Source organism: Fuscibacter oryzae (genome assembly GCF_016765795.1).
In the GTDB taxonomy this organism is placed as follows: Bacteria; Pseudomonadota; Alphaproteobacteria; order Rhodobacterales; family Rhodobacteraceae; genus Fuscibacter; species Fuscibacter oryzae.
The window spans coordinates 1-23693 of record NZ_JAESVP010000009.1 but is presented as its reverse complement, the minus strand read 5'-3'; the positions used below and the strand labels follow the sequence as shown (position 1 = coordinate 23693).

The following is a 23693-nucleotide window of genomic DNA, read 5'->3' as shown; positions in this document are numbered from 1 at the left end:
CCTGCCCTGTAAGCCTGCAACGGCACCTTTCGTTCTGCGGCGCGGCAAGCTAGGTTTGCCCGATGCGACAAACCCTGACCGAGCTTTACCAGGCCCGCATCGCAGTGGGCACTCTCCATCCTGATCCGGCCCAGCAGGCGGTTTTGCCCGCGCTGGAAGACCTGCGGCTGTGGCTGGAAACCAATGCCGGGCGGCGGACGGGGCTGTTTGCCGGGCTGTTCGCGCGCCCCGTGGTGCCGCCCAAGGGGCTGTACCTGTGGGGCGGGGTCGGGCGCGGCAAATCCATGCTGATGGATCTGTTCTGCGAGGCCACGGCGATCACCGCCAAGCGCCGGGTGCATTTTCACGCCTTCATGCAAGAGATCCAGCACGCCCTTCACGAGGCGCGCAAGACCGGGGTTGAAGATGCCCTGGCCCCGGTGGCCGAGGCCATCGCGCGTGAGGTGCGCTTGCTGGCCTTTGACGAGATGCAGATTACCGACATCACCGATGCGATGATTGTCGGGCGGCTGTTTGAAAAGCTGCTGGCGGCGGGGGTGGTGATTGTCACCACCTCGAACCGCCCGCCGGAAGATCTTTACAAGAACGGCCTGAACCGGGCGCTGTTCCTGCCCTTTATCGACATTCTGCGCGACCGGCTGGTGGTGGTGGAGCTGGAAAGCCCCAATGATTACCGCCAGCACCGTCTGGCAGGCGCGCAGGTCTATTTCCACCCCGCAGGTAAGGCGCGTGGGCTGATCGAGGCGATCTGGTCAGACCTGACCGGGGGCGACAAGGGTGCGCCCCTACGCCTGCCGGTGAATGGGCGCGAGGTGGAACTGCCGCGCTTTGCCAATGGCGTGGGCCGGGCAAGTTTCTGGGAACTGTGCGCCCGTCCGCTTGGGCCCGGCGATTACCTTGCCATCGCGCAGGCGGTGCGGGTGCTGATTCTTGAGGACGTGCCGCAGTTGTCGTCGTCAAACTTCAACGAGGCCAAGCGGTTCGTCACCCTGATTGACGCTTTGTACGAAGGCCATGTGCGGCTGATCTGTTCCGCCGCAGATGAGCCGGAACGGCTGTATATCGAAGGCGAGGGCAGTTTTGAATTTGAACGCACCGCCAGCCGATTGCGCGAGATGCAGGGGGCGGATTGGGGCAAGGGCGGCGCGGGTTGACGCCGCTGGGCGCGCTTCGCTCGCCGGAACCCCAGAGGATATTTATGCAATGTGAGTGGCGTCAGAGGCGGAATCCTTCGGGAATTGCGTCTTTGCCGTTCAGCACCAGATCGGCCATCACCTGCGCGACCTTGGGCGCCATGCCAAAGCCGATCTTGAAGCCGCCATTGGCGACGAAATGGCCGGGCTTGCCGGGCCATTGGCCAAGGATCGGGGCCTTTGATTTTGCGCGCGGGCGCACCCCGGCCCAGCGTTCCAGCACAGGTGCATCTTGCAGGCAGGGCAGGGCGGCGCGGGCGCGGGCCAAGATCTCCTCCAGTCGTGCGTCGGTGGCGGTGGCGTCGGTCCAGAGATTTTCGCTGGTCGAGCCGATGGCAACCGTGCCATCGGCATGGGGGATGATGTGCAGGCTGTCCACATAAAGCTGTGGCAAGTCCTGCGCGTTGTGGCGCAGCAACAGGGCCTGACCTTTCACGCCGTCGCCTGCGGGGCGGCCAAGATCATGGGTCAGCGCGTGCAGCCCGGCAAGGCCCGCGGCCCAGATCACCGCGCCCTCGTCCAGTGCATTGCCAATGACGACCTCGCCGCCCAACTGCCGGATCGCGGCAACAAGTGCGGTTGCGGCCATGCGCGGGTGCAGCCGGGCGGATAGTGTGTCGTGGATCAGCAGGCCCGAAGGGCTGGCGGGTTCCCAAGGGCTGCCGGTGGCAGAGATCACCTGCCAAAGGGCCATGCCCTGCCACAACCGCGCGGCATTTTCGCCCCGTGCACGGGCCAGGGTGGCGGCCCGGTCATCGGCCAAGGGTTGCAGGCGACCAACCCGGCCAAAGCCGGTCGGCAGGCCAGAGGTTTCCTGCACCGCGCCCCAGAAATCACTCGCCATCACTAGGCTTTCCAGTTGGAACTGCTTCTTTTCGTTCCAGTTTTCCGGCACATGCGGCGACAGGGCGCCAACAAGGCCACCCGATGACCCCGCGCCGATCTGCGCCGTTTCGATCAGGCGTACCTTTGCGCCGCGTCGGGCGGCCTCGAATGCTACGGTCAGGCCGAAAACTCCGCCGCCGCGCACCGTCAGATCGACCCTTGCCATTCCCTGCTGCCTTCCCCATGGTCCGCGCGCGATCAGGGATAGGCGAAATGACCGGCGACGAACAGGGCGGTGGGTTGGATTGGCGCGAGGGCGTCATTCCCGTCTCGCGCCGCTTTGACGACCCATATTTTTCCATCGCCAACGGGCTGGCCGAGACGCGGCATGTGTTTCTGGCCGGAAATGGATTGCCGGGCCGGTTCTGCGACGGGTTCCAGATTGCCGAGCTGGGCTTTGGCACCGGGTTGAACCTGCTGGCAACGCTGGTCTCGATGCCGCCCGGATTACGCATAAGCTACACCAGCTTTGAGGCATTCCCCCTGACCGCCGAGGAAATCGCCCGCGCCCTGACCGCCTTTCCCGAGGCGGAGGCGGTGGCAGCCCCCTTTCTGGCCGCATGGGCCGCGGGGCGGCGCAGCTTTGCCCTTGGCGGCATTGCGGTTGAGGTGATCATCGGGGATGCCCGCGCAACCTTGCCCGCGTGGCAGGGTCGCGCGGATGCCTGGTATCTGGATGGGTTTTCGCCCGCCAAGAACCCCGAATTGTGGAGCGACACCCTGCTGGACGAGGTGGCCCGCCACACGACGCCGGGCGGCAGCTTTGCCACCTATACCGCCGCAGGCCATGTGCGCCGGACGCTGGCGGCGGCGGGCTTTGCGGTCGAGCGCCAACCGGGTTTCGGCACCAAGCGCCATATGTCTGCCGGAGTGCGCGCATGACCCCGAACAACCGCCGGGGCATCTGGCTGATGGTTGCCACCGTCTTTGCCTTTGCCTGTCAGGACGGGTTTTCGCGCCATCTGGCGGGCACCTACAACACGCTGATGGTGGTGATGCTGCGCTATTGGGTCTTTGCGGCCTTTGTTCTGGTTCTTGCGCTGCGGCGGCCCGAAGGGTTCCGCGCGGCGGTGCGCAGCGACCATATGCCGATGCATGTGGTGCGGGGCGCACTCTTGGTGGCGGAAATCGCCATCATCGTCTGGGGTTATACGCTGATCGGCCTGATCGAAAGCCATGCGGTCTTTGCCATTTGCCCGCTGTTGGTGGTTGCGCTGTCCGGCCCTGTTCTGGGAGAGCGGATCACACCGCGCCGCTGGGTGGCGGTAGGAGTGGGATTGTTGGGGGTTCTGGTCATCCTGCGACCGGGGGGCGGGGTGTTTTCCTGGCCCGCGCTTTTGCCGATGATTTCGGCCATCCTGTTCGCCATCTACAGTGTGCTGACCCGGCTTGGCGCGCGGGCCGAGCGGATGTTCCCCAATTTCTTCTGGCCTGCGATCATCGGGGCCTTCCTGATCACCTTCCTTGGCCTGCCGAATTGGCAGCCGGTGGCACGTTTTGACTGGCTGCTTATCGCCGGTTATGCGGCGGCGGCTGTCGCCTCTAACTGGCTGATGCTGAAAACCTATGAGGCGGCAGAGGCCAGCGCGGTGCAGCCCTTTGCCTATATGCATATCGTCTTTGCCTCGATCATCGCGCTTGTGGTGTTCGGCGAACATCTTGCCCCTGCTGTGGCGCTTGGCGCGGCCATCGTGGTGGCTTCGGGGCTGTTTGCCCTGATTTCGGAAAGGAAACCGGCCAATGGCTGAACAGAATACCCGCCTTGGCATCATCCTGATGGTGCTGACCACCCTGGTCTTTGCCGTGCAGGACGGGATTTCCCGCCATCTGGCCGAGAATTACAATGTCATGATGGTGGTGATGGTCCGCTTTTGGGCCTTCGCCATCTTTGTCTCTATCCTAGCAATGCGCAGCGGTGGTGGCATTCGTCAGGCTGTGCGCACCCGCCATCCCTTCATCCAGATCGCGCGCGGCCTGATACTTGTGTTTGAGATCTGCGTGATGGTCGTGGCTTTCACACGGCTGGGCCTGATTGAAAGTCATGCGGTGTTCACCGCCTATCCGTTGCTGGTCGCGGCCTTGTCCGGCCCTGTCTTGGGCGAAAAGGTTGGGTGGCGGCGCTGGACCGCCATTGGTATTGGTTTCATCGGCGTGTTGATCATCCTGCAACCCGGTTCGGGCGTGTTTTCGGTCTGGGCGCTGCTGCCTTTTGCCTCGGCCCTGTTGTTCGCGCTTTATGGCTTGTTGACGCGCTATGTTGCGCGGCGAGACGCGGCTTCGGTCAGCTTTTTCTGGACAGGGGTGGTCGGCGCCATCGGCATGACGCCCTTTGGTCTGGCGCATTGGACATGGATGACGCCGACCGACTGGATGTGGATGGGCACCCTGTGCATCACTGCGATTGTGGGGCACGGGTTGCTGATCAAGGCCTATGATGTGGCCGAAGCCAGCGCCGTGCAGCCCTTTGCCTATCTGCAACTGGTCTGGATCGCGGCGCTTGGTTTCCTGCTGTTCGATGAAACCCTGCGGCCGAACGTGGCGCTGGGGGCGGTGATCGTTACAGCGGCAGGGGTGTTCACACTGTGGCGCGAGCAGGTCCGTGCACGTCAGTCTAGCCGCCCTTCAGCTCTGCCGTGATCCGCACCGGGCTGGCCACGCCTTTCAGCCGCTGGCGATAGATCACCACCCCCTCGGCCACCCGCATCACATAGGTGCGGGTTTCGGCAAAGGGGATGGTTTCCACCCAATCGACCACGTCGACCTGCGGCATCCTTGGGTCGCCGAACTCGGCCATCCATTTGCGCGGCCGCCCCGGCCCGGCGTTATAGCCAGAGGCGATCAGCGCAACCGAGGGACCAAATTCCTCGACCATCTTGGCCAGATAGGCCGAGCCGATGGTGACGTTATAGGCCGGGTCGGTGGTCAGCCTTGCGTTGGTATGGTCCAGCCCCAGCGTGCCCGCCACCCGATTGGCGGTTTCGGGCATTACCTGCATCAAGCCGCGCGCGCCCACCTTGCTTTGCGCGCCGGGATCAAACTCGCTTTCACGCCGAGAGATTGCGAGTGCCAGCGCCCGGCTGACCGGCAATTCGCCGGGCACCATTTCTGGCACCGGAAAATAGGCGCGGGGCAGGATGATACCGCGCTCCGCCGCCTGCTTGGCGATCAGCAGGGCGATGTGGGGTTCCTCCAGCCGCAGGGCCAGATCGGCCAGTTGTTGCAGGCCGGTCGCATCCAGCCCCTCGGCCAGTTGCAGAAAGAACCGCTTTGCCGTGGTGCGGTCGCCCGCCTGATCCAGCATCCGCCCCGCGGCCAGAACCGAAGACCCGGCGAACCCAGCCGATTTCCAGCCCGGCCCTGCCGTGCCGACATCGATCAGCGCGGGGTCAAGGCTTTGGCCCAGCCGTTCCGCTGCCAAAAGACCGTAATAGGCCGTCTGATATTGCGCCGCCGCGCGATAGGCCGCCTTGGCGCCCGCCGCATCACCCGCCGCCTCCAGCGCGCGGGCCCGCCAGTAATCGGCGCGTGACAGGCTGATCGGGGTGCCGACCGCCGCCTTCAGCCGGTCGAAATGTTTCAGCGCGCGGGCCGGATCGTTCAGCTTGCGCAGCGCGATGAAGCCCGAAAGGAACTCCAGATCCGCATAATCCTGCCCGCTGGTCAGATCATGGCGCGAGGCGATCTTGTAGGCGGTCTTGGGCGCGCCATCCCGCATCATCTTGCGCGCCAGCAGCGCCCGACGCTCGGCCCAGGCATCGGGGCGGCCAAGGTGCTGGGCGCTGTCGCTGCGCTGAACGATCAGCTCTGCCGCGCCGTCATACATGTCGCGCTTCATCCGCCAGATGAAACGGTCATAGGCCAGACCGGCATCGGTCTGCATCGGGGCGGGAACCTTGGCGATCAGCCCGTTCACGCCGTCGGCTCCCTGTTCCAGCGCAATCCGCGCCGCCGCCAGCGCGCGGAAATCGGGGCCAACGCGGGGCAGCATGCGCTGCGCCTCGGCCAGACGGCCCCCATCCCACAGAATGTTGTCCAGCCGCGCCTCATGCGCGACCGACAGGGCATCGCCTTGCAGCGCGATCAGCGCCGCCTCGTCCCCGGCATCGAATTTCAGGCCAACCCAGGCATCAAACGCCGTCTGCTCGGCCTGTGCAGGCTGACCCGCCTGCATCAGCGCGCGCACAAGTGCAACGGCACCTTTGCTGGTCTTTGGCGCGGTCTTGCCGAAATAGGCGATCACACGGGCCGGGTCGGTGGACCTTGCGGCAGCCTCTTCGCCCTTTTCTTTCAGCAGCGCTAAGCCGGGCCAGTAGGACCGCCGCGACAGAAAATCCTCGTAATCGCCCAAGCGCCCCTCGCCCGCGCGCAGCCATTGCCAGCGCAGGATGTCGCCGCCCACCGTGCCCGCCGACGGCACATCGGCCAACAGCCGGTCCCAGTCTTGCCCGGCCGCCGCCTGCAACCCGTCTTTCAGGCTGCCCAGCTCATCCGCCAAGGCGGGCGGGGGGGCGGTCAGCAGGGCAAGACACAAAAGGGGGATGCTAATGATTTTTGTTGTTCTGCTCATGGCGACAATCCTGCCCCAGCGGGCCGGGGCGGGCAAGCCACAAGCCCGTTAGCTCCGCAGTATACCGCGCTTGGCAATACCGCGCGTCTCCGCTAGTCATGGCACGTTTGCACCGGGCGAGTCTGCCCATATCTCAAGGAGACGCGTGTCATGTTCAAGGGATCCCTTCCAGCCCTGATCACGCCGTTCAAGAACGGCGCTGTGGACTTTGATACGCTGAAAAAACTTGTCGAATGGCATATCGCCCAAGGCAGCCACGGCCTTGTGCCGGTGGGCACCACGGGCGAAAGCCCGACGCTAAGCCATGAAGAGCATGGCGCGGTGATCGAGGCCGTGGTCACCGCTTCGGCGGGCCGGGTGCCGGTGATTGCGGGCGCAGGCTCCAATGCCACGGCAGAGGGCGTTGGCCTGATCCAGCACGCCAAAAAGGCCGGGGCCAATGCCGCGCTGATCGTGACGCCCTATTACAACAAGCCCACACAGGCGGGGATGATCGCGCATTTCACCGCACTGCACGATGCCGCCGACCTGCCGATCATCATCTACAATATCCCCGGCCGTTCGGTGGTGGACATGACGCCCGCCACGATGGGCGAACTGGCCAAGCTGCCGCGTATCGTCGGGGTCAAGGATGCGACAGGCAAGATCGAGCGTGTAAGCCAGCAGCGCATCACTTGCGGACCGGATTTCATCCAGTTGTCGGGTGAGGATGCCACCGCCCTTGGCTTCAACGCGCATGGCGGCGTGGGCTGCATCTCGGTCACCGCCAACGTGGCCCCCAAGCTGTGCGCCGAGTTCCAGGAGGCGACGCTGCGTGGCGATTATGCGGCTGCGCTCGGGTATCAGGACCGCCTGATGCCGCTGCACGAAGCGATCTTTATCGAACCGGGTCTTGTCGGTGCGAAATATGCGCTGTCGGTTCTTGGCCTGTGTTCCGAGGAGGTGCGCCTGCCGCTGGTCGGCCTGACCGATGGCACCAAAGACAAGATCAAGGCCGCCATGCGCCATGCGGGCCTGATCTGACGTATCTGATCTGACCCTCTTGGGCGGGCACAGGGCCCGCCCGCCCCTTACCGGCGGATCACATGACCCCGAACCAGCGCGGCAGCCTTTTCATGACCATTTCCATGGCGGGCTTTGCCGTGGAAGACAGCTTTATCAAGGCCGCCGCCGTGACTGTGCCTTTGGGGCAGATCCTGATCTTCATGGGTCTGGTGGGGATCGCGTGGTTTTCCACCACGGCGCTGCGGGTGGGCGACGCGCCGGTGCCGCGCGCGGCCTGGTCGAAAACCATGGCCGTCCGGTCGCTGTTCGAGGTGGCGGGGCGGCTGTTTTATGCGCTGGCGCTGGCACTGATCCCGATCTCGGTCGCTTCTGCAATTTTGCAGGCCACACCCTTGGTGGTGGTGCTGGGTGCGGCGGTGTTATTTGGCGAAAGGGTCGGTCTGGCGCGGTGGTTTGCCATTCTGCTGGGGTTTGTCGGCGTGCTGGTTATCCTGCGCCCCGGTCTTTCAGGGTTTGACGCCCAATCGCTGTTGGCCCTTGCGGGTATGCTGGGATTTGCCGGGCGCGATCTGGCGACGCGGGCCGCGCCGCCCGCGCTGTCGAATGCGCAGCTTGGCGTGGCCGGTTTTACCATGCTGGGCATTTCCGGCGTGGTCATTCTGGGGGCAGAGGGCAATGCGGCGATGCCGGATGCCCATGGCTGGCTGTTGATGTGCGGGGCTGCGGGCTTTGGCATCTTTGGCTATGCCTGCCTGACATCGGCGATGCGGATGGGTGATGTGTCGGCGGTGACGCCGTTCCGCTATACCAGGCTGGTCTTTGCCATGATCATCGGGGCGCTGGTTTTCCACGAACACCCCGACCTGCCCACACTGATCGGCGCGGGCATCATTGTGGCTTGCGGGTTGTTCATTCTGCTTTCGGGGCGTCGCCGGGTCGGCTGACCTTGTGCTGCCACTGCGCCAGACGCACCTGGCGCAGCGCCTCGATCAACAGCGCCGTCAGCAGGCTGAAATGCAAAAAGCCGTTGGCAGCCGCCATGCCCGCCAGAATGCGCCAGGCATGAGGCAGGACCACATCACCCAAGCCCAGCGTGGTAAAGGCGACCAGCGCGAAATACAGCGCCTCTTCCAGCGTGCCGAACCCCTCCAGGTACCAGAACGCAATCGCCCAGACCCAGACGGCAACGGTAATCACCGCCAGAATCGCCACCGACACCCCCGCCAACAACAAGACCAGCTTGGGCCGGTGCGGCGGGCGCAGCAGCCAAGGGTGCAGTCGCAGGAATGCCAGTTCCATCAGCATGGCCGCCACGGCAGCGATGGTGATATTGGTCACCAGAAGGCAGGTGCCCACCAGGATTTGCAGGAACATTCTTTCCTCCGACTGGACTCCGCGCCGCCCCTCGCCTATCTCACGGCGATCATGGTGGCCAAATCCGATCCAAATTCCAAACTCATCGCCGAAAACCGGCGTGCCCGCTTCGATTACCATATCGAAAGCGATCTGGAAGCGGGCATCATGCTGCTTGGCTCTGAAGTCAAATCCCTGCGCCGCGGCGGTTCGAACATCGCCGACAGCTATGCCTCGGTCGAGGGCGGAGAGCTGTGGCTGATCAACGGCTATATCGCCCCCTATGCCGAGGCCAAAACTTGGGGCCATGACGAACGCCGCCGCCGCAAGTTGTTGGTTTCGCGTAAGGAACTGTCGCGCCTGTGGTCTGCGACGGCGCGCGAAGGTATGACGATCGTGCCCCTGCGGCTTTATTTCAACGAGCGCGGCATCGTGAAATTGAAGCTCGGCGTAGCCAAGGGCAAGAAACTTTCTGACAAGCGCGAAACATCGGCCAAGCGCGACTGGGACCGCCAGAAATCGCGTCTGCTCAAGCAGGGCGCACAGGGCTGACAACACAACTGTTGCCGTAAGGGTGACAATTTGCCACTATTTCCCCTATCCGAGCCGCCGCAAAAGCGGACAACAAGGCCGGATGGGCCGCCCGGTGCGGCGGACCCTTGGGAAAGAGGGACGAGTTATGGAACTGATTATCCAACTGATCGCTGGTGCGCTGGGTGGCAATGCTGCTGGTGCCGTGCTGAAAAACCAAAGCTTGGGTACGCTGTTGAATTCGATCGTCGGTATTCTGGGCGGTGGGATTGGCGGCCAGATCCTGGGCGCGGTGATGGGTGGCGGTGCCGCGGCGGGTGCTGCAACCGCTGGCGGGCTGGACATCGGCTCGATCATCCAGTCGGTCGCTTCGGGTGGTGTGGGCGGTGGCGTGCTGCTGGCTGTTATCGGCGCCATCAAGAACGCAATGGCCAAGTCGTAAGGTCGCGGTCGTAATTTTCTTGCGCGGGCGGGCCAAGACCTGCCCGCGCCACCTTGCTTCGCAGGCCCACGGGGTTTAGGGCTTCTGGTCGAAACCGACCGGAGAGGACCATGGCCCAGGCCCCCGACGACCCGAAGACGCTTGTTTCCACCGACTGGCTTGCCGCGCATCTGAAAGACCCGGATCTGCGCCTGTTGGATGCCAGTTGGTATCTGCCCGATGCCGGGCGCGATGCCCGCGCCGAATATCAGGCAGCACATATCCCCGGCGCGCGGTTTTTCGACATCGATGAAATCGCTGACCTGCGGTCAAACCTGCCGCATATGGCGCCGCCACCCGAAAAGTTCATCACCCGGCTGCGCGCGATGGGCGTGGGCGATGGCCATCAGGTAGTGGTCTATGACGGCGCGGGCCTGTTTTCCGCCGCCCGGGTCTGGTGGCTGTTTCGCCTGATGGGCAAGACCGATGTGGCTGTGCTGGACGGCGGCTTTCCGAAATGGAAAGCCGAGGGGCGCGAGATCGAAGATATGCCCCCCGTTATCAAAGATCGCCACATCACCGTTTCGCGCCAGAACCATCTGGTCAAGGATGTGACGCAGGTGGCCCATGCCGCCAAGCTGGCCGAAGCGGTGATCGTCGATGCCCGCTCTGCCCCCCGTTTCCGGGGCGAGGTGGCCGAGCCGCGCCCCGGCCTGCGCGCGGGCCATATTCCGGGGGCTAAAAACGTGCCCTTTACCACCGTTTTGAACGGCGATGGCACAATGAAGCCGGTTGCCGAGCTTAAACAGGTGTTTGAATCTGCCGGGGTTGACCTGTCGAAACCCGTCATCACCTCTTGCGGGTCGGGGGTTACGGCGGCGGTCCTGTCGCTTGCGCTGGAACGGATGGGCCACCGCAACCATGCGCTTTATGACGGGTCGTGGGCCGAATGGGGCATGTACGACGACCTGGCTGTCGAGAAGGGATAGACGATGCTAGAGAACCTGAACGCCCAGCCGCAGGACAAGATTCTGCAATTGATCGCGATGTATCGCGACGATCCGCGCGATGGAAAGATTGATCTGGGCGTTGGCGTCTACAAGGATGCGACCGGCCTGACCCCGGTGATGCGCGCGGTCAAGGCCGCCGAAAAAACCCTGTGGGACACCGAAAAGACCAAAACCTACACCGGCCTTGCCGGAGAGCCCGCCTATAACGCCGCGATGGTCGGGCTGATCCTTGGCGCGGGCTTTGCCGAGCGCGCGGCATCGGTCGCCACGCCCGGCGGCACTGGGGCAATTCGTCAGGCGCTGGAACTGATCAAGCTGGCAGCGCCGGGCGCAACGGTCTGGTTGTCGAACCCGACCTGGCCCAACCACCCCTCGATCATCAAGTATCTGGGGATGAAATCCGCCGAATACCGTTATTTTGATGCGGCGACGGGCGAGGTCGATTTTGCAGGCCTGATCGCCGATCTGGGCACCGTGGCCGAGGGCGATGTCGTGTTACTGCATGGCTGCTGCCACAATCCCACCGGGGCCAACCCCACGGCGGCGCAATGGCAGCAGATCGTCGATGTGCTGAAGGCGCGCAAGGCCATTCCCTTGGTTGACCTTGCCTATCAGGGCTTTGGCGACGGGCTGGAAGAGGACGCGCAGGCCACGCGCCTGATCGCGAACAGCTTCCCCGAGGTGCTGATTGCCGCCTCTTGCAGCAAGAACTTTGGCATTTACCGCGAACGGACCGGCATTCTGATTGCGCTGGGGGATGCCAGCCGCAAAGCGGTGACGCAGGGCAACCTGAATTTCCTCAACCGTCAGAACTACAGCTTTCCGCCTGACCATGGCGCGCGTCTGGTGACAATGATCCTGGAGGATCAGGCCCTGACGACCCAGTGGAAGACCGAGCTGGAAGAGGTGCGGCAGAACATGCTGACCCTGCGCCAAAGCCTTGCCGAGGAGCTGCGCCGCGCCACCAATTCCGACCGTTTCGACTTTGTGGCCCGCCATCGCGGCATGTTCAGCCGCCTTGGCCTGACCGAAGCGCAAGTGAACCAGTTGCGCGAAGAGGCTGGCGTTTACATGGTGGGCGACAGCCGCATCAACATCGCGGGCCTGAATTCGCAGACCGTGCCGATTCTGGCCGCAGCCATCGCCAAGGTCATTGGCTAAGGCCTGCACTGCAAGAACAAGCGCGCTGGCCTTGGCCTGCGCGCTTTTTGCTGCCCCCGCATCGGCGCAACAGCAACCGCCTGCCATTGGCCGCCTGTCCTATGGCGCAAACGACCGCCCTGGCGCCGCGATCTGCACCGGCACGCTGATTGCCCCTGATCTGGTGTTGACGGCGGGTCATTGCCTGCCCGACGCCGCGCAGGCGAACCCGGCCAGCGTGCGGTTTTTGCCCGGCCTTGGCACCGTCAGCGCGGGGCCAGAGCGGCGGGGAGCCGCCGTGCTGCCCCCTATGCCCCGCCCCGGCCCGCAGGTTCGGATGGGCAATGATACTGCGTTGTTACGGCTGCAATCGGCCTATACCGCCGATCAGGTGACGCCCCTTGCGCTGGCAACGGGCATTCAAAGCGGCCCCTTCACCTTCTTTGGCTATGACCGCGCGCAACCCGGCCTTGCGCCTAGTGCCGCGCCCTGCCGAGCACTTGCGCTTTTCCCGCCGCAATCGCCGCAAGTGGTGGGGCTGGATTGCACCGTGGTCTCGGGCAATTCGGGTGGGCCGCTTCTGGTGCCCGGCCCCGGCGGCATCTGGCAGGTTGCGGGTGTCATGGTTGCCCGCGCCGGGCCGCCGCTGCATGCGTTGGCGGTTCTGACCACGCCCGATCTGATGCCATGACATGAAAAAGCCCGGACCTTGAAGGTCCGGGCTTCTGGCTGGCGACTGGGAGGAGGAAAGTCGCCGCGCCCTTTTATCAGCCGTGATAGGCCTGTTCACCGTGCGAGCTGAGATCAAGCCCCTGACGCTCGGAGTCGGCATCGACACGCAGGCCGACGATCATGTCCACCAGCTTGAACAACACGAAGGACACGACACCCGACCACACCAGCGTGATGGCCACGGCCTCGATCTGGATCCAGACCTGCGCCGCGATAGAGTAATCGTCGCCCTTCACCCCGCCCAGCGAACCGGCCGAGAACACGCCGGTCAGGATGGCGCCGATGATGCCGCCAACGCCGTGAACGCCGAACACGTCCAGGCTGTCGTCATACTTCAGCTTGTTCTTCACCACGGTGACGAAGAAGTAGCAGGCCGCAGCGGCGATGATGCCCAGCGCAATCGCCCCAATCGGGCCAACCGTGCCGCAAGCCGGGGTGATGGCAACCAGACCGGCCACCATGCCCGAAGCTGCGCCCAGCATCGAAGCCTTGCCGCGCTGCACCGCTTCGAACAGCGACCAGGCCAGAGTTGCCGCTGCGGTGGCGATGAAGGTGTTGATCATGGCAAGCGTAGCGCCGCCATTGGCCTCAAGGTTGGAACCGACGTTGAAGCCGAACCAGCCGACCCACAGCATCGAAGCGCCGATCATGGTCATGACCATCGAATGCGGGGCCATGTTTTCCTTGCCAAAGCCGACGCGCTTGCCGATCACAAGGCAGGCCACCAGTGCGGCGATACCGGCATTGATGTGAACCACGGTGCCGCCGGCGAAGTCGATGGCGCCCATCACGAAGATCAGGCCCGACACGTCCCACACCATATGGGCAACCGGGAAATAGACCAGCGTGACCCACAGCGCCGAGAACAGCAGCACGGCCGAGAACTTAACCCGTTCGGCAAAGGCGCCGATGATCAGCGCCGGGGTGATGGCCGCAAAGGTCATCTGGAAGGCAATGAACAGATATTCCGGGATGACGTAGCCCGCCGAGAAGGTCGCAGCCATGCTGTCAGGCGTGACACCCGCCAGGAACAGCTTGCCGAAGCCGCCCCAATAGGGCGAGGTGCCGCCACCAAAGGTGACCGAATAGCCATAGACCACCCAGATCACCATCACCATGCAGGCGATCAGCGTGGTTTGCATCAGCACCGAGAGCATGTTCTTGGACCGCACAAGGCCACCGTAGAACAGCGCCAGACCTGGCAGGGTCATGAACAGCACCAGCACGGTCGAAGTCATCATCCACGACACGTCGCCCTTGTCCATCACGGGGGCGGCAGCTTCGGTCGTCGCCTCTTGTGCCCACAGGGGCAGGCTGGCGAAGATCGAGGCACCCAGCGCCCCCAATCCCGCAAATTTCGTCAGGTTTTTCATCTTATCGTTTCCCCATCCCACTGTTCAAAGCGCTTCGTCGTCGGTTTCACCCGTGCGGACCCGCAGCGCCTTGGCCACGTCCAGCACAAAGATCTTGCCGTCGCCGATCTTGCCGGTGCGGGCCGTGGCCGAGATGGTTTCAACCGCCTGATCGGCCAGATTGTCGGCCACCACGATTTCCAGCCGCATCTTCGGCACGAAATTCACCGCGTATTCCGCGCCGCGGTAAATTTCCGTATGGCCCGACTGCGCGCCGAAACCCTTGATTTCTGTAACCATCATCCCACGCACGCCGATCGCGGTAAGCGCTTCGCGCACCTCGTCCAGCTTGTAGGGCTTGATGGCGGCAATGATCATTTTCACGTCGCACCCCTTTCCTGTCCCATGGCCCCCTATTCAGGACCCTGGGTGATCAGGCGGGTTTCGCACTCGCAGCACAAGAAAGGGGCACAAGCGCAGGGAGGATGTGGCACGGCTTTCGGGCATTTGATTATTTTATATGCGTATATGCCTAAATATTATGCGATATTGATAGGCGAATCGTTGCCGAGGGGTTCTTCGCATTTGCGCGCCGACCGTTTAGGATGTCTGAACGACAAGAACAGACCGGAACGGGCAGCAGGCATGGCGGGATTGGGGGCAGGATCGGGCAGGGGGCAAAAACCCCTTGTGGCGGACAGGCGGTATCAGGCGACCAAGGCCGCACCTGCGCGCACGACCTCGGGCAAGGGCGGCTCTGGCAGCGGCGGGGGGGGCAACAGTGGCGGTCGGCGCCCGTCATCTTCGGCACCGCGCCGCAAGCCTGCGCCCCGGCGCGGCCTGATCAGCCGCTTCTTCCGCTGGATCTTCGGGATGGTCTGGGCCGTGGTGTGGCGGGTGTCGGTGGTCTGCGGCCTGATTCTAGGCGGCATCATCTTTTACTTTTACGCCCAGCTTCCCGATGTGAACGCACTGCTGGATGCCCGCGCGCGCGGGTCGGTCACTATGCTGGACCGCACCGACACTGTGTTTGCCTGGCGGGGTGAGACCTTTGGCGGCCAGATCACCGCCGATACCGTGTCGCCCTACCTCCTCCATGCCGTGGTCGCGACAGAGGACAAGCGCTTTTACCACCATTTCGGCATCAGCCCGCGCGGCATTGCCAGCGCGATCCGCATCAACCTGTCCGAAGGGCGCAGTGCCTTTTCCGGCAACGGCGGGTCCACCATCACGCAGCAGGTGGCCAAGTTGCTGTGCCTTGGCGTGCCCTATGATGCCAAACAGTGGAAATCCGAAAGCGATTACGAGGCGGATTGCCGGTCGGGCGGGCTGTGGCGCAAGGCCAAGGAAGTGCCCTTCGCCATGGCGATGGAGGCCAAGTACTCCAAGAACGAAATCCTGACGATCTACTTCAACCGCGCCTATCTGGGCGCGGGCACCCGAGGGTTCGAGGCGGCGGCGCAGCGTTATTTCGGCATTTCGGCCAATAAGGTGAACCCGGCACAGGCCGCCATGCTGGCCGGGCTGTTGAAAGCGCCATCAACCTATGCGCCCACTAACAACCTCAAACGCTCGCAAGATCGGGCGAATGTGATCATCGATCTGATGGCTGAACAGGGTTATCTGACAGCCGCCGAGGCGGCAGAGGCCCACGCCCACCCCGCCCAACTGTCAGAGGCTGCTGCCTCGCAATCGGGCGGGTTCTTTGCCGATTGGGTGATGGAAAGCGCCCCCGATTTCCTGACCAAGAAAACCACCGAGGATGTGGTGATCAAGACCACGCTGGATCAGGAAATTCAGCGCGATGCCGAACAGGCGCTGGTTTCAATCTTTGATACCAAGCTGAAGGCCGGGTCCAAGGCGCAGGCGGCGGTGGTGGTGATGAGTGCGGATGGCGCGGTGCGCGCCATGGTGGGCGGGCGCAAGACCGAAGCGGCGGGGTCGTTCAACCGTGCGACACAGGCGCTGCGGCAAACCGGATCGGCCTTTAAACCCTTCGTCTATGCCGCCGCGATGGATCTGGGGTGGAGCCCTGCCGATTTCGTCGAAGACGTGCCGCTGACCATCAACATCCGCGGGTCCGGCCCGTGGACGCCCAAGAACTATGACGGAGAGTTCAAGGGCCTGATCACGCTGACACAGGCCCTTGCCGAAAGCCGCAACATCCCCGCCGTGCGGGTATCCGAGGCGGTGGGCCGCGAAAAGGTGCGCGAAATCGCCGCCGGTTTCGGCCTCGACAGTGATCTGGCCGCTGGCCCGGCGCTGGCGCTGGGGGCCTCGGAATCCACCCTGCTGACCATGACGGGGGCCTATGCCGGTATCCTGAACGGCGGCTCTTCGGTCATTCCTTATGGCTTGCGTGAATTGCGCATCAAGGGCGATGAGGGTGATCCGCTGATGGGGGCCGGTGGCGGGATCGGTCAGCGCGTGATCAGCGAAACGGCGGCGCAAGAGCTGACCTATATGATGACGCAGGTGGTTGAACGCGGCACAGGCACCCGCGCGCGGCTGGATGGTCGCCCGGCGGCGGGCAAGACCGGCACGACGCAGGCCGCGCGCGATGCCTGGTTCATCGGCTTTACCGCCGACTATGTGGTGGGCGTCTGGATGGGATACGACGACAACACGCCGCTGAAGGGTGTGACCGGCGGCGGCATTCCCGCCGAGATCTGGCATGAGGTGATGGTGCGTATCAACAAGGGCCTGCCGGTCCATGACCTACAAGTCATTGTGCCTGAACCGCGCGTGCCGCCCAGCCCGACGGCACCCGACGGCACGGCCCAGCCCGACCCCTACACCCGTCCCTATGACCCGAACGCCGAGGTTGCCCCCGGCACCACCCAGCCGCTGGACGAGGCTTTGGGTGGGCAGGTTCAGCAACCCCGGCGTGACCTCATCGAGGATGTCTTGCGCGACATTCTGGGCGGGAACTGACGGCCTCGCCCCGGTGGGAAGGGGCGTTGCGACGCGGCGTTTTGCGTCTTTCTGCTTGCTGGTTTGCAAGAAGGCCGTGTTGGCCGGAATTGTGGGTGTGGTCAGCTTGACCTGATGAGGTGGAACACAGGGCGGCGAGGCTTAAAGCGTTGTCACCGTTGTGGTGAACCCGGCGGGCAGACTTGCCTCCAGCAGTTCCAGATCGGGCGAGCACTGGGCGTATTGCGTGGCCAGCCCCGGCGGGATGACGAAGGCGTCACCGGCCGAAACCTCTCGGTCCGCTTCGCCTTTGGCGCGCAGGACCATGCTGCCTTCCAGCACGAAGGTGAAATGGATGTCGGTATCGTGCATCGTGGCCGGGGGCGTGTCGCCTTCGAACCGGGCGACCTGAATATTCGCCACGCCCTTGGTGCCCGAAGCAATGCCGGTATCGCGGCAGGTAAAGCCCGGAATGCGGAAGGGCTGCCATAGCGCGCCCTCTTTCACATGATGCACAAACCGCTGGCCCTGCCATTCGCGCGCCGGATCGCCGTGGCCGTTGGGCAGGGTGGCCACATGGTCGATGGTGGTGATGTGTTCGGCGGGTACGCCAATCTCGACCACCTCGATATTGGGCGAGGCGTGGCAGACGCGATGGCGGATCTCTGGCGGCTGGATCACGCAATCGCCCGCATGCAGGCGCATCATGCCGCCCTGATCCTCATAAAGCACATCGACCCAGCCGCGATAGCAGTAGATCAGTTGGAACCCGACGGTGTGGTAATGCACCATGTCGGGCACCGGCCCGCCATCGGGAATGCGGATATGACTGGCGATGATCGATCCACCCAGCCGGCTGGGGATCAGGTCACGATAGTGCATTCCGGCCCGGCCAATCACCCAAGGTGCGGAATCGCGCAGGCGACGAACGCCGAATTCATGCACGGTTTCGGGCTGTTCGACGCGTGGCGACAGGGGCACAACCTCAATCACCGTGCCGTTGGGCGCGGTGAGGCGGGACTGGCCTTCGGCGAAATCGGCGGGTGTGTCGGTCAGGATGCGCAGGCGACCGGGGGGGGCGGCAGCGCCCTTTTCGATCCGCACCCGCAACCCGTGGCCTGACAAGGTGGCGACCGAAGGGTTGTCGGCGGGAAAGATATTCTCCAGCCGCATCCCCAGAACCTTGGTGTAGAACGGCAGGTCATTGCGCAGCTCCTGCGTCGGCAGCAGCACTTCGGCAAGAATGGGGGCAAGGGTGGCATCGGTCATGGCGGGCCTTTCAGGGCTGGGTGGCGGGGGCCGAGGACAGGACGAGGAACTCTGCCCCCCCTTCGGCTTCGGCCAGATAGGCATGGGGCGTGCTGGCGTCGAAATAGAGGCTGTCGCCTGGTTGCAGCCGCAGGGGGGCGTGGCTGGCCGAATGCAAAACCAGCGGCCCGCGCAGGACATAGAGCCATTCCTCGCCCGTATGGGCGGCTAGGCCACCGGCCTGTTCCAGCGTGCGAGCGGTGGTGCGGTTCAGGAACGGGTTCATCCGTTTGTGCAACAGGTCGCCGTTCAGCACCTGTGCCTGCAACCGGGGCGAGGCATAGGTCTCGCCCTGTCCAGCCATCGTATGCGACCGCGCGCCGGGGCTTATGGCAGTGCCTGCGGCGAAAAAGCTGGAAATGTCGGTGCCAAGGTGCTGTGCAAGGCCATAAAGATGTGGGGCAGAGACCTCGCTTGCGCCGGTTTCGATACGCGACATCGTGGCCTCTGACACGCCGGTAGCGCGGGCAAGATCGGCCAGCGACAAGCCGCGTTCAAGCCGAAGGGTACGGATGCGGGTGCCAAGGGGAGAGGTGGTAGCTTTCATGCGGCAATAATGCATGATTCTTGCAAATTTGCAAGATTAGCTTTCGGCCTGCAAGATCGCCTGCAAGGCCTGCCGATAGCCGGGATAGGCCAGTTTCACGCCCAGCTCCTGCTTGATGCGGTCATTCCGCACCCGCTTGGATTCGCTGTAAAAGCTACGGGCCATCTGGGTCATCTCAGCCTTGTCAAAGTCGATGGCTGGGGGTTCGGGCAGGCCGAGCAGATGGGCTGCGTGGGAAATGATGTCCTCAGGTGCGGCGGGTTCATCATCGCAGACGTTATAGATGCGGCCCGGATTGGGCCGCGCGATCGATGCGGCCAGCGTTGCCGCAATATCCTGCACATGAATACGCGAAAACACCTGACCGGGTTTCAGGATACGCCGCGCCGTGCCATTCTTCAGCTTTTCAAACGGGCCGCGACCGGGGCCGTAGATGCCGGCAAGGCGGAAAATATGCACCGGCAGGCCGGTGGCCAGCCATTGGGTTTCGGCCAGAACGCGCTGCACCGCGCGCGGGGATTGCGGGGCAAGCGGTGTATCCTCGTCAACCCAGCCGCCGTCATGGTCGCCATAAACCGCGGTTGTGGACAGATAGCCCACCCATTCGGGGCGGGCAGCCGCAATCTGCACGCCCGCCGCCTGCAAGAACGGGTCGCCCCCGGCATCGGGTGCGGCAGAGGCGAGGATATGAGTCGCACGGCCCAGCGCAGGCCCAAGGTCACCGGGCCAAAGCAACGGTGTCACCCCTTGGGCGCGCAAGGCATCGGCGCTGGTACGGGTGGTGCCGATGACAGACCAGCCCAGCGGCAGCAGGCGGCGGGCAAGGGCGCTGGCGGAATAGCCGAGGCCAAGAACAAGCAGGGTTTTCATGCCCCGGTTATCCACCGCCCGCCCGCGATGGGCAAGGGTCTGACACCAAGACTTCACTTGCGCCGCAGGGCCGATGCCGGTTTAGATGCCCGACCAAAGCGAGACGCGAAGCCGATGATGCACGACCAGACCCAGCCGATCCTGACCCCCGATGCGATGGGCCATGACAGTTTCACCGATGCCGCCGCCGCCGTTGCCCGGCTGGAGGCGCTTTATGAGCAGGCCACCACCTTTCTGGCCCGCCATTTCAGCGCGGCAGTAACGGGTGGCAAGCCTGCGCACCGCATTCGCGCCTTTTACCCTGAAATCCGCATAACCGTGACCAGTCATGCCCAGGCGGATTCGCGGCTGGCCTTTGGCCATGTGCCCGGCCCCGGCACATATGCCACCACCGTCACCCGTCCCGATCTGTTCCGCAATTACCTGACCCAGCAGATCGGCCTGTTGATGCAGAACCATGGCGTGCCAGTCGAGATCGGGCCTTCGGACACCCCGGTTCCTGTGCATTTCGCGGTTGCGGGCAATCCGGGCGTTTCGGTGCCACAGGAGGGCGTGCTGGAGTTCAGCTTGCGCGACGTGTTCGACGTGCCCGACCTTGCCACCACCTCGGATGACATTGTGAACGGCGAACGGCTGCGCAATGATGACGGGTCGTTCCCGCTTGCCCCGTTCACCGCGCAGCGTGTCGATTACAGTCTGGCGCGGCTTGCGCATTACACCGCGACCGACCCACTCCATTTCCAGAACCACGTTCTGTTCACCAACTATCAGTTCTACGTTGATGAGTTCGAGGCCTATGGTCGCGCCGCATTGGGCGATCCGACTTCGGGCTACACTGCCTTTGTGGCAACGGGAAATCAGGTCATCACCACCCCCGATGCCGAGATTGCCCATATCGCCAAGATGCCGCAGATGCCGACCTATCATCTGAAGCGGGCGGACGGGAACGGGATCACGCTGGTCAATATCGGGGTTGGCCCGTCGAATGCCAAGACAGCGACCGACCACATCGCGGTGCTGCGGCCCCATGCCTGGCTGATGGTCGGCCATTGCGCGGGGCTGCGCAACAGCCAGAGTTTGGGCGATTTCTGCCTAGCCCACGCGTATCTTCGCGAAGATCATGTGCTGGATGATGACTTGCCCTTGTGGGTGCCGATTCCGGCGCTGGCCGAGATCCAGATTGCCCTGCAAGAGGCGGTGGCAGAGGTGACGCAGCTTCAGGGATTTGAGTTGAAGCGCATCATGCGGACGGGCACGGTGGCCACCATCGCCAACCGCAACTGGGAGCTGCGCGACCAGTCCGGCCCGGTAAAGCGCCTGTCGCAATCACGCGCCATCGCGCTGGATATGGAAAGCGCCACCATCGCTGCCAACGGGTTCCGGTTCCGGGTTCCCTATGGCACGCTCTTGTGTGTCAGCGACAAGCCGCTGCATGGCGAGCTGAAATTGCCTGGCATGGCCAGCGACTTTTACCGCACACAGGTGCAGCGCCATCTGCAAATCGGCATCCGCGCGATGGAGCGTCTGCGCGATATGCCACTGGAGCGTATTCACAGCCGCAAGTTGCGCAGTTTCGAGGAAACTGCCTTCCTGTGACGTGGTGTTGATAGGGGAATGACTGGGTAAAACCCAGCATTTCAGGCGGAAAAGGCTTGCGCTGCACCGCAAATCCATGGGAATGCGGGCCATTGCCCTTCCCGGCATAAGCCCTATGCCACCCGCGATAAGGTGGCCAAAAAAGGAACTAGGACATGTCGAAACCTATGACCAAGACGCAACTTGTGGCCGCCCTCGCCGATGCGATGAGCGCCGACAAAAAGACTGCGTCGGCTGCTTTGGACGCTATCGCTTCGGTCGTTGCGCGCGAGGTTGCCGCTGGTGGTGCCGTCACGCTGCCCGGTCTGGGCAAGGTGGCCTGCAAGGCCCGCCCCGAGCGTCAGGTGCGCAACCCCGCTACCGGCGAGACCGTGACCAAGCCCGCTGACAAGCAGGTCAAGTTCGCGATCGCCAAAGCGCTGAAAGACAGCGTCAACGCCTGATCGCGTCTGCTGAGAGGTGTTTCGGGCCGTCCCTCTGGGGCGGCCCTTTTTTTTGGGCCGACCATAGGAAGCCCTCCTGCGCATTAGAGGAAGCATACTTGCCCGGAATTGCCGTTGGGGGTTTAGGGCGGCGTTGGCATTTAACGCGGTCGCTCTAGCAAAGGCTATCGCCTTCGCCATGCGGTGAGGAGGCAGGTTGCCCCGCCCGGCCAGCGCCCGCCCCGCTACCGGCGGGCGCTTCTCGCCCGCCGGGGGTGATGAGGGATGAGAAACGTGCCAGTGGCACGTTTTCCCGAAGAACGCCGCGTCCATGGCGCGGCTGGGTGGCACGGGCCTTTCGCTTTTGCTTGTGGACAGGCCTCTGATGAAAACCCGCACACGCGGCCGGGGAAGCGCAATGCGTTTCTTGATCCGCCCGGGCAACCGTTGCCGCGTGTCTGTTTCCCTAGCGCTCGGCCGTCTCGCGCCGCGCAGCCAGCAGGTGATCCCGGGCACCGGCCAAATGTTTGCGCAGCAAGACGGCGGCCTCTTCGGCCTGTCCCGTGACATAGGCCCCAAGGATCGCGGCATGATCAGTCAGCCAGCGCGGCGTCTGGTCGGCCAGCCCGTGATAGCCGCTGGCAAACAGCACGCATCCCTGCCGCAGTTCCTGCACGATGGCCAGTTGCCGGGGTCGGTTGGCCGGCTGATAAAGCGTGCGGTGAAACAGCCAGTCCCCCTCGGCCCAGCCGGGACGGCCCGCCTCTAGCGAGGATTTGCGACAGGCATATTCCGCCTCGGCGTGGGCGGCGGCATCGGCCAGCGATGTGGCGCGGGCAATCAGATCGCCTTCGAGCAGGATGCGCAGGTCGTAAAGCTCGGCCAGTTCTTCTGGCGTCAGAGACAGAACGCGCGCGCCTTTGCCGGGCACGATTGTCACCAGCTTTTCCGCCGCAAGCGCCTGCAACGCATCGCGCACCGGGATACGGCTGACGCCATGGGCTGTGGCCAGATCGGTTTGCGACAACAGACTGCCGGGGGGCAGCCGCCCGGTCAGAAGATCGCGGCGGATGTCATCAACAATTGCCATTTGGGCCCTGCGGTGGTTGTATGTATACAAGTATACGGCTTGGAATCGCGCGGCACAAGGACAGACCATGACCCACAGCTATACCTCTCATATCCTTTGGACCGGCAATCGCGGGACGGGTACGGCAGGCTATCGGGCCTATGACCGGACGTGGAACATCGCGGTGCCGGGTAAGCAGGTGGTGGCCTGTTCAAACGATCCGCTTCTGGGGGGTGACCCGGCCAAGATGAACCCCGAAGACCTGCTGCTGTCGGCTTTGTCGGCCTGCCATATGCTGTGGTATCTGCATTACGCCGCCGATGCCGGAATTGTTGTGACAGGCTATGAGGACAACCCCGAAGGCGTGGGCGAGATTGGTCCCGGCGGCGCGGGGCGGTTCGTGTCGGCCGTGCTGCGGCCCCGTGTCACAGTGCAGGCCGGGACTGATCTGGCAGCGGCAGAGGCCATTCACCACCGCATCCATCAGTTCTGCTTTATCGCCCGCTCGGTGAACTTTCCGGTCTCTCATGCGCCGGAATTCGTGGTTCAAGCCTGACAGCCATGACACGACTGGCCCTCGTCCCGCAGTGGGAGAGGGCTTGCAACGCAGCCTTTCCGCTATTTTGCCTGCCCGGTTGCAAGACAGCTAGCGATGGTGACCTGCCCCCCGGAAGTTCCCTCGCTGTGATGTAGAGTCTGCCCAACCTGAGAAGGAGCAGACGACATGAGGAAAAGCCGTTTCACCGAGGCGCAGATTATCGGGATGATCAGGGAACAGG

General features: G+C 63.7%; 24 protein-coding genes. 15 read left to right on the top strand and 9 right to left on the bottom strand.

What is annotated here, in order from left to right; translation table 11 throughout:
- The first annotated feature begins 62 nt into the window (after positions 1-62).
- Positions 63-1154, top strand: a complete 1092-nt coding sequence (gene zapE, locus JI744_RS15810; protein ID WP_202662115.1) for a cell division protein ZapE — start codon at positions 63-65, stop codon at positions 1152-1154.
- A gap of 61 nt (positions 1155-1215) precedes the next feature.
- On the opposite strand, the gene JI744_RS15805 is transcribed toward zapE, so the two are convergent.
- Entirely contained in the window at positions 1216-2244 is a 1029-nt protein-coding gene (locus JI744_RS15805; protein ID WP_202662114.1) for an NAD(P)/FAD-dependent oxidoreductase, read from the bottom strand.
- A 47-nt stretch (positions 2245-2291) separates the two neighbouring features.
- Between JI744_RS15805 and mnmD the strand changes: the two genes are divergently transcribed.
- Genes mnmD through JI744_RS15790 form a run of 3 tightly spaced genes read left to right on the top strand, consistent with a single transcriptional unit; the run spans position 2292 to position 4715 of the window.
- Positions 2292-2960, top strand: a complete 669-nt coding sequence (gene mnmD, locus JI744_RS15800; RefSeq protein ID WP_202662113.1) for a tRNA (5-methylaminomethyl-2-thiouridine)(34)-methyltransferase MnmD — start codon at positions 2292-2294, stop codon at positions 2958-2960.
- Entirely contained in the window at positions 2957-3826 is an 870-nt protein-coding gene (locus JI744_RS15795; RefSeq protein WP_202662112.1) for a DMT family transporter, read from the top strand. Before mnmD ends, JI744_RS15795 begins: the two co-directional genes overlap by 4 nt.
- On the top strand, positions 3819-4715 hold the full coding sequence (locus tag JI744_RS15790; protein WP_202662111.1) for a DMT family transporter: 897 nt from the start codon (positions 3819-3821) through the stop codon (positions 4713-4715). The genes JI744_RS15795 and JI744_RS15790 overlap by 8 nt, the downstream gene beginning before the upstream one ends.
- Here the strand turns inward: JI744_RS15790 and JI744_RS15785 are convergent.
- Complete coding sequence (locus JI744_RS15785; protein ID WP_202662110.1) at positions 4690-6645, bottom strand: lytic transglycosylase domain-containing protein; 1956 nt, start codon at positions 6643-6645, stop codon at positions 4690-4692. The two genes, JI744_RS15790 and JI744_RS15785, sit on opposite strands and share 26 nt — an antisense overlap.
- 150 nt (positions 6646-6795) lie before the next feature.
- On the opposite strand from JI744_RS15785, the gene dapA reads away from it, so the two are divergent.
- Together dapA and JI744_RS15775 are read left to right on the top strand one after the other, a co-directional pair.
- Entirely contained in the window at positions 6796-7668 is an 873-nt protein-coding gene (gene dapA, locus JI744_RS15780) for a 4-hydroxy-tetrahydrodipicolinate synthase (RefSeq protein ID WP_202662109.1), read from the top strand.
- A gap of 62 nt (positions 7669-7730) precedes the next feature.
- Positions 7731-8594: a DMT family transporter gene (locus JI744_RS15775; RefSeq protein WP_202662108.1), complete on the top strand. Its 864-nt coding sequence runs from the start codon at positions 7731-7733 to the stop codon at positions 8592-8594.
- Here the strand turns inward: JI744_RS15775 and JI744_RS15770 are convergent.
- Entirely contained in the window at positions 8560-9024 is a 465-nt protein-coding gene (locus JI744_RS15770) for a potassium channel family protein (protein ID WP_202662107.1), read from the bottom strand. The two genes, JI744_RS15775 and JI744_RS15770, sit on opposite strands and share 35 nt — an antisense overlap.
- A gap of 51 nt (positions 9025-9075) precedes the next feature.
- Between JI744_RS15770 and smpB the strand changes: the two genes are divergently transcribed.
- The 5 genes from smpB to JI744_RS15745 all read left to right on the top strand — a co-directional run bounded on the left by smpB (position 9076) and on the right by JI744_RS15745 (position 12796).
- Positions 9076-9555, top strand: a complete 480-nt coding sequence (smpB, locus tag JI744_RS15765) for an SsrA-binding protein SmpB (RefSeq protein WP_202662106.1) — start codon at positions 9076-9078, stop codon at positions 9553-9555.
- Between the two features lie 127 nt (positions 9556-9682).
- On the top strand, positions 9683-9976 hold the full coding sequence (locus JI744_RS15760) for a hypothetical protein (protein WP_202662105.1): 294 nt from the start codon (positions 9683-9685) through the stop codon (positions 9974-9976).
- 110 nt (positions 9977-10086) lie between these two features.
- Positions 10087-10944 (top strand): 3-mercaptopyruvate sulfurtransferase, encoded by an 858-nt coding sequence (gene sseA / locus JI744_RS15755; protein ID WP_202662104.1) that lies wholly within the window; start codon positions 10087-10089, stop codon positions 10942-10944.
- A 3-nt stretch (positions 10945-10947) separates the two neighbouring features.
- Entirely contained in the window at positions 10948-12126 is a 1179-nt protein-coding gene (locus JI744_RS15750; RefSeq protein ID WP_202662103.1) for an amino acid aminotransferase, read from the top strand.
- Between the two features lie 31 nt (positions 12127-12157).
- Positions 12158-12796, top strand: coding sequence for a trypsin-like serine peptidase (locus tag JI744_RS15745; protein WP_202662102.1), 639 nt, complete (start codon positions 12158-12160; stop codon positions 12794-12796).
- Between the two features lie 76 nt (positions 12797-12872).
- On the opposite strand, the gene JI744_RS15740 is transcribed toward JI744_RS15745, so the two are convergent.
- Both JI744_RS15740 and JI744_RS15735 read right to left on the bottom strand, forming a co-directional pair.
- Positions 12873-14210 (bottom strand): ammonium transporter, encoded by a 1338-nt coding sequence (locus JI744_RS15740; protein ID WP_202662101.1) that lies wholly within the window; start codon positions 14208-14210, stop codon positions 12873-12875.
- A 24-nt stretch (positions 14211-14234) separates the two neighbouring features.
- Positions 14235-14573: a P-II family nitrogen regulator gene (locus tag JI744_RS15735; RefSeq protein WP_202662100.1), complete on the bottom strand. Its 339-nt coding sequence runs from the start codon at positions 14571-14573 to the stop codon at positions 14235-14237.
- 261 nt (positions 14574-14834) lie between these two features.
- Between JI744_RS15735 and JI744_RS15730 the strand changes: the two genes are divergently transcribed.
- Positions 14835-17123: a transglycosylase domain-containing protein gene (locus tag JI744_RS15730; protein ID WP_202662099.1), complete on the top strand. Its 2289-nt coding sequence runs from the start codon at positions 14835-14837 to the stop codon at positions 17121-17123.
- A 141-nt stretch (positions 17124-17264) separates the two neighbouring features.
- Here the strand turns inward: JI744_RS15730 and JI744_RS15725 are convergent, their stop codons facing one another.
- From JI744_RS15725 to JI744_RS15715, 3 genes are read right to left on the bottom strand one after another with little or no spacing between them, the layout of a single operon-like run.
- Positions 17265-18371 (bottom strand): cupin domain-containing protein, encoded by a 1107-nt coding sequence (locus JI744_RS15725; protein ID WP_202662098.1) that lies wholly within the window; start codon positions 18369-18371, stop codon positions 17265-17267.
- Positions 18372-18381: 10 nt separating this feature from the next.
- Positions 18382-18957: a helix-turn-helix domain-containing protein gene (locus JI744_RS15720; protein ID WP_202662097.1), complete on the bottom strand. Its 576-nt coding sequence runs from the start codon at positions 18955-18957 to the stop codon at positions 18382-18384.
- 36 nt (positions 18958-18993) lie between these two features.
- On the bottom strand, positions 18994-19827 hold the full coding sequence (locus JI744_RS15715; protein WP_202662096.1) for an SDR family oxidoreductase: 834 nt from the start codon (positions 19825-19827) through the stop codon (positions 18994-18996).
- Positions 19828-19944: 117 nt separating this feature from the next.
- Between JI744_RS15715 and JI744_RS15710 the strand changes: the two genes are divergently transcribed.
- Positions 19945-21423 carry an AMP nucleosidase gene (locus JI744_RS15710; protein WP_202662095.1) on the top strand — a complete coding sequence of 493 codons (1479 nt, stop codon included), beginning with the start codon at positions 19945-19947 and terminating at the stop codon, positions 21421-21423.
- 155 nt (positions 21424-21578) lie between these two features.
- The gene (locus JI744_RS15705; protein ID WP_202662094.1) at positions 21579-21866 is read left to right on the top strand and encodes an HU family DNA-binding protein; all 288 of its coding nucleotides are present in this window, start codon (positions 21579-21581) and stop codon (positions 21864-21866) included.
- Between the two features lie 445 nt (positions 21867-22311).
- Here the strand turns inward: JI744_RS15705 and JI744_RS15700 are convergent, their stop codons facing one another.
- Positions 22312-22935 carry a GntR family transcriptional regulator gene (locus JI744_RS15700; RefSeq protein ID WP_202662093.1) on the bottom strand — a complete coding sequence of 208 codons (624 nt, stop codon included), beginning with the start codon at positions 22933-22935 and terminating at the stop codon, positions 22312-22314.
- A gap of 67 nt (positions 22936-23002) precedes the next feature.
- On the opposite strand from JI744_RS15700, the gene JI744_RS15695 reads away from it, so the two are divergent.
- The gene (locus JI744_RS15695; protein ID WP_202662092.1) at positions 23003-23470 is read left to right on the top strand and encodes an OsmC family protein; all 468 of its coding nucleotides are present in this window, start codon (positions 23003-23005) and stop codon (positions 23468-23470) included.
- Positions 23471-23693 lie beyond the last annotated feature (223 nt).

What these genes read in the sequence shown, in the direction of transcription:
- zapE (WP_202662115.1), top strand. Translation starts at nt 63, where the DNA reads ATGCGACAAACCCTGACCGAGCTTTACCAGGCCCGCATCGCAGTGGGC.
- JI744_RS15805 (WP_202662114.1), bottom strand. Translation starts at nt 2,244, where the DNA reads ATGGCAAGGGTCGATCTGACGGTGCGCGGCGGCGGAGTTTTCGGCCTG.
- mnmD (WP_202662113.1), top strand. Translation starts at nt 2,292, where the DNA reads ATGACCGGCGACGAACAGGGCGGTGGGTTGGATTGGCGCGAGGGCGTC.
- JI744_RS15795 (WP_202662112.1), top strand. Translation starts at nt 2,957, where the DNA reads ATGACCCCGAACAACCGCCGGGGCATCTGGCTGATGGTTGCCACCGTC.
- JI744_RS15790 (WP_202662111.1), top strand. Translation starts at nt 3,819, where the DNA reads ATGGCTGAACAGAATACCCGCCTTGGCATCATCCTGATGGTGCTGACC.
- JI744_RS15785 (WP_202662110.1), bottom strand. Translation starts at nt 6,645, where the DNA reads ATGAGCAGAACAACAAAAATCATTAGCATCCCCCTTTTGTGTCTTGCC.
- dapA (WP_202662109.1), top strand. Translation starts at nt 6,796, where the DNA reads ATGTTCAAGGGATCCCTTCCAGCCCTGATCACGCCGTTCAAGAACGGC.
- JI744_RS15775 (WP_202662108.1), top strand. Translation starts at nt 7,731, where the DNA reads ATGACCCCGAACCAGCGCGGCAGCCTTTTCATGACCATTTCCATGGCG.
- JI744_RS15770 (WP_202662107.1), bottom strand. Translation starts at nt 9,024, where the DNA reads ATGTTCCTGCAAATCCTGGTGGGCACCTGCCTTCTGGTGACCAATATC.
- smpB (WP_202662106.1), top strand. Translation starts at nt 9,076, where the DNA reads ATGGTGGCCAAATCCGATCCAAATTCCAAACTCATCGCCGAAAACCGG.
- JI744_RS15760 (WP_202662105.1), top strand. Translation starts at nt 9,683, where the DNA reads ATGGAACTGATTATCCAACTGATCGCTGGTGCGCTGGGTGGCAATGCT.
- sseA (WP_202662104.1), top strand. Translation starts at nt 10,087, where the DNA reads ATGGCCCAGGCCCCCGACGACCCGAAGACGCTTGTTTCCACCGACTGG.
- JI744_RS15750 (WP_202662103.1), top strand. Translation starts at nt 10,948, where the DNA reads ATGCTAGAGAACCTGAACGCCCAGCCGCAGGACAAGATTCTGCAATTG.
- JI744_RS15740 (WP_202662101.1), bottom strand. Translation starts at nt 14,210, where the DNA reads ATGAAAAACCTGACGAAATTTGCGGGATTGGGGGCGCTGGGTGCCTCG.
- JI744_RS15730 (WP_202662099.1), top strand. Translation starts at nt 14,835, where the DNA reads ATGGCGGGATTGGGGGCAGGATCGGGCAGGGGGCAAAAACCCCTTGTG.
- JI744_RS15725 (WP_202662098.1), bottom strand. Translation starts at nt 18,371, where the DNA reads ATGACCGATGCCACCCTTGCCCCCATTCTTGCCGAAGTGCTGCTGCCG.
- JI744_RS15720 (WP_202662097.1), bottom strand. Translation starts at nt 18,957, where the DNA reads ATGAAAGCTACCACCTCTCCCCTTGGCACCCGCATCCGTACCCTTCGG.
- JI744_RS15715 (WP_202662096.1), bottom strand. Translation starts at nt 19,827, where the DNA reads ATGAAAACCCTGCTTGTTCTTGGCCTCGGCTATTCCGCCAGCGCCCTT.
- JI744_RS15710 (WP_202662095.1), top strand. Translation starts at nt 19,945, where the DNA reads ATGCACGACCAGACCCAGCCGATCCTGACCCCCGATGCGATGGGCCAT.
- JI744_RS15705 (WP_202662094.1), top strand. Translation starts at nt 21,579, where the DNA reads ATGTCGAAACCTATGACCAAGACGCAACTTGTGGCCGCCCTCGCCGAT.
- JI744_RS15700 (WP_202662093.1), bottom strand. Translation starts at nt 22,935, where the DNA reads ATGGCAATTGTTGATGACATCCGCCGCGATCTTCTGACCGGGCGGCTG.
- JI744_RS15695 (WP_202662092.1), top strand. Translation starts at nt 23,003, where the DNA reads ATGACCCACAGCTATACCTCTCATATCCTTTGGACCGGCAATCGCGGG.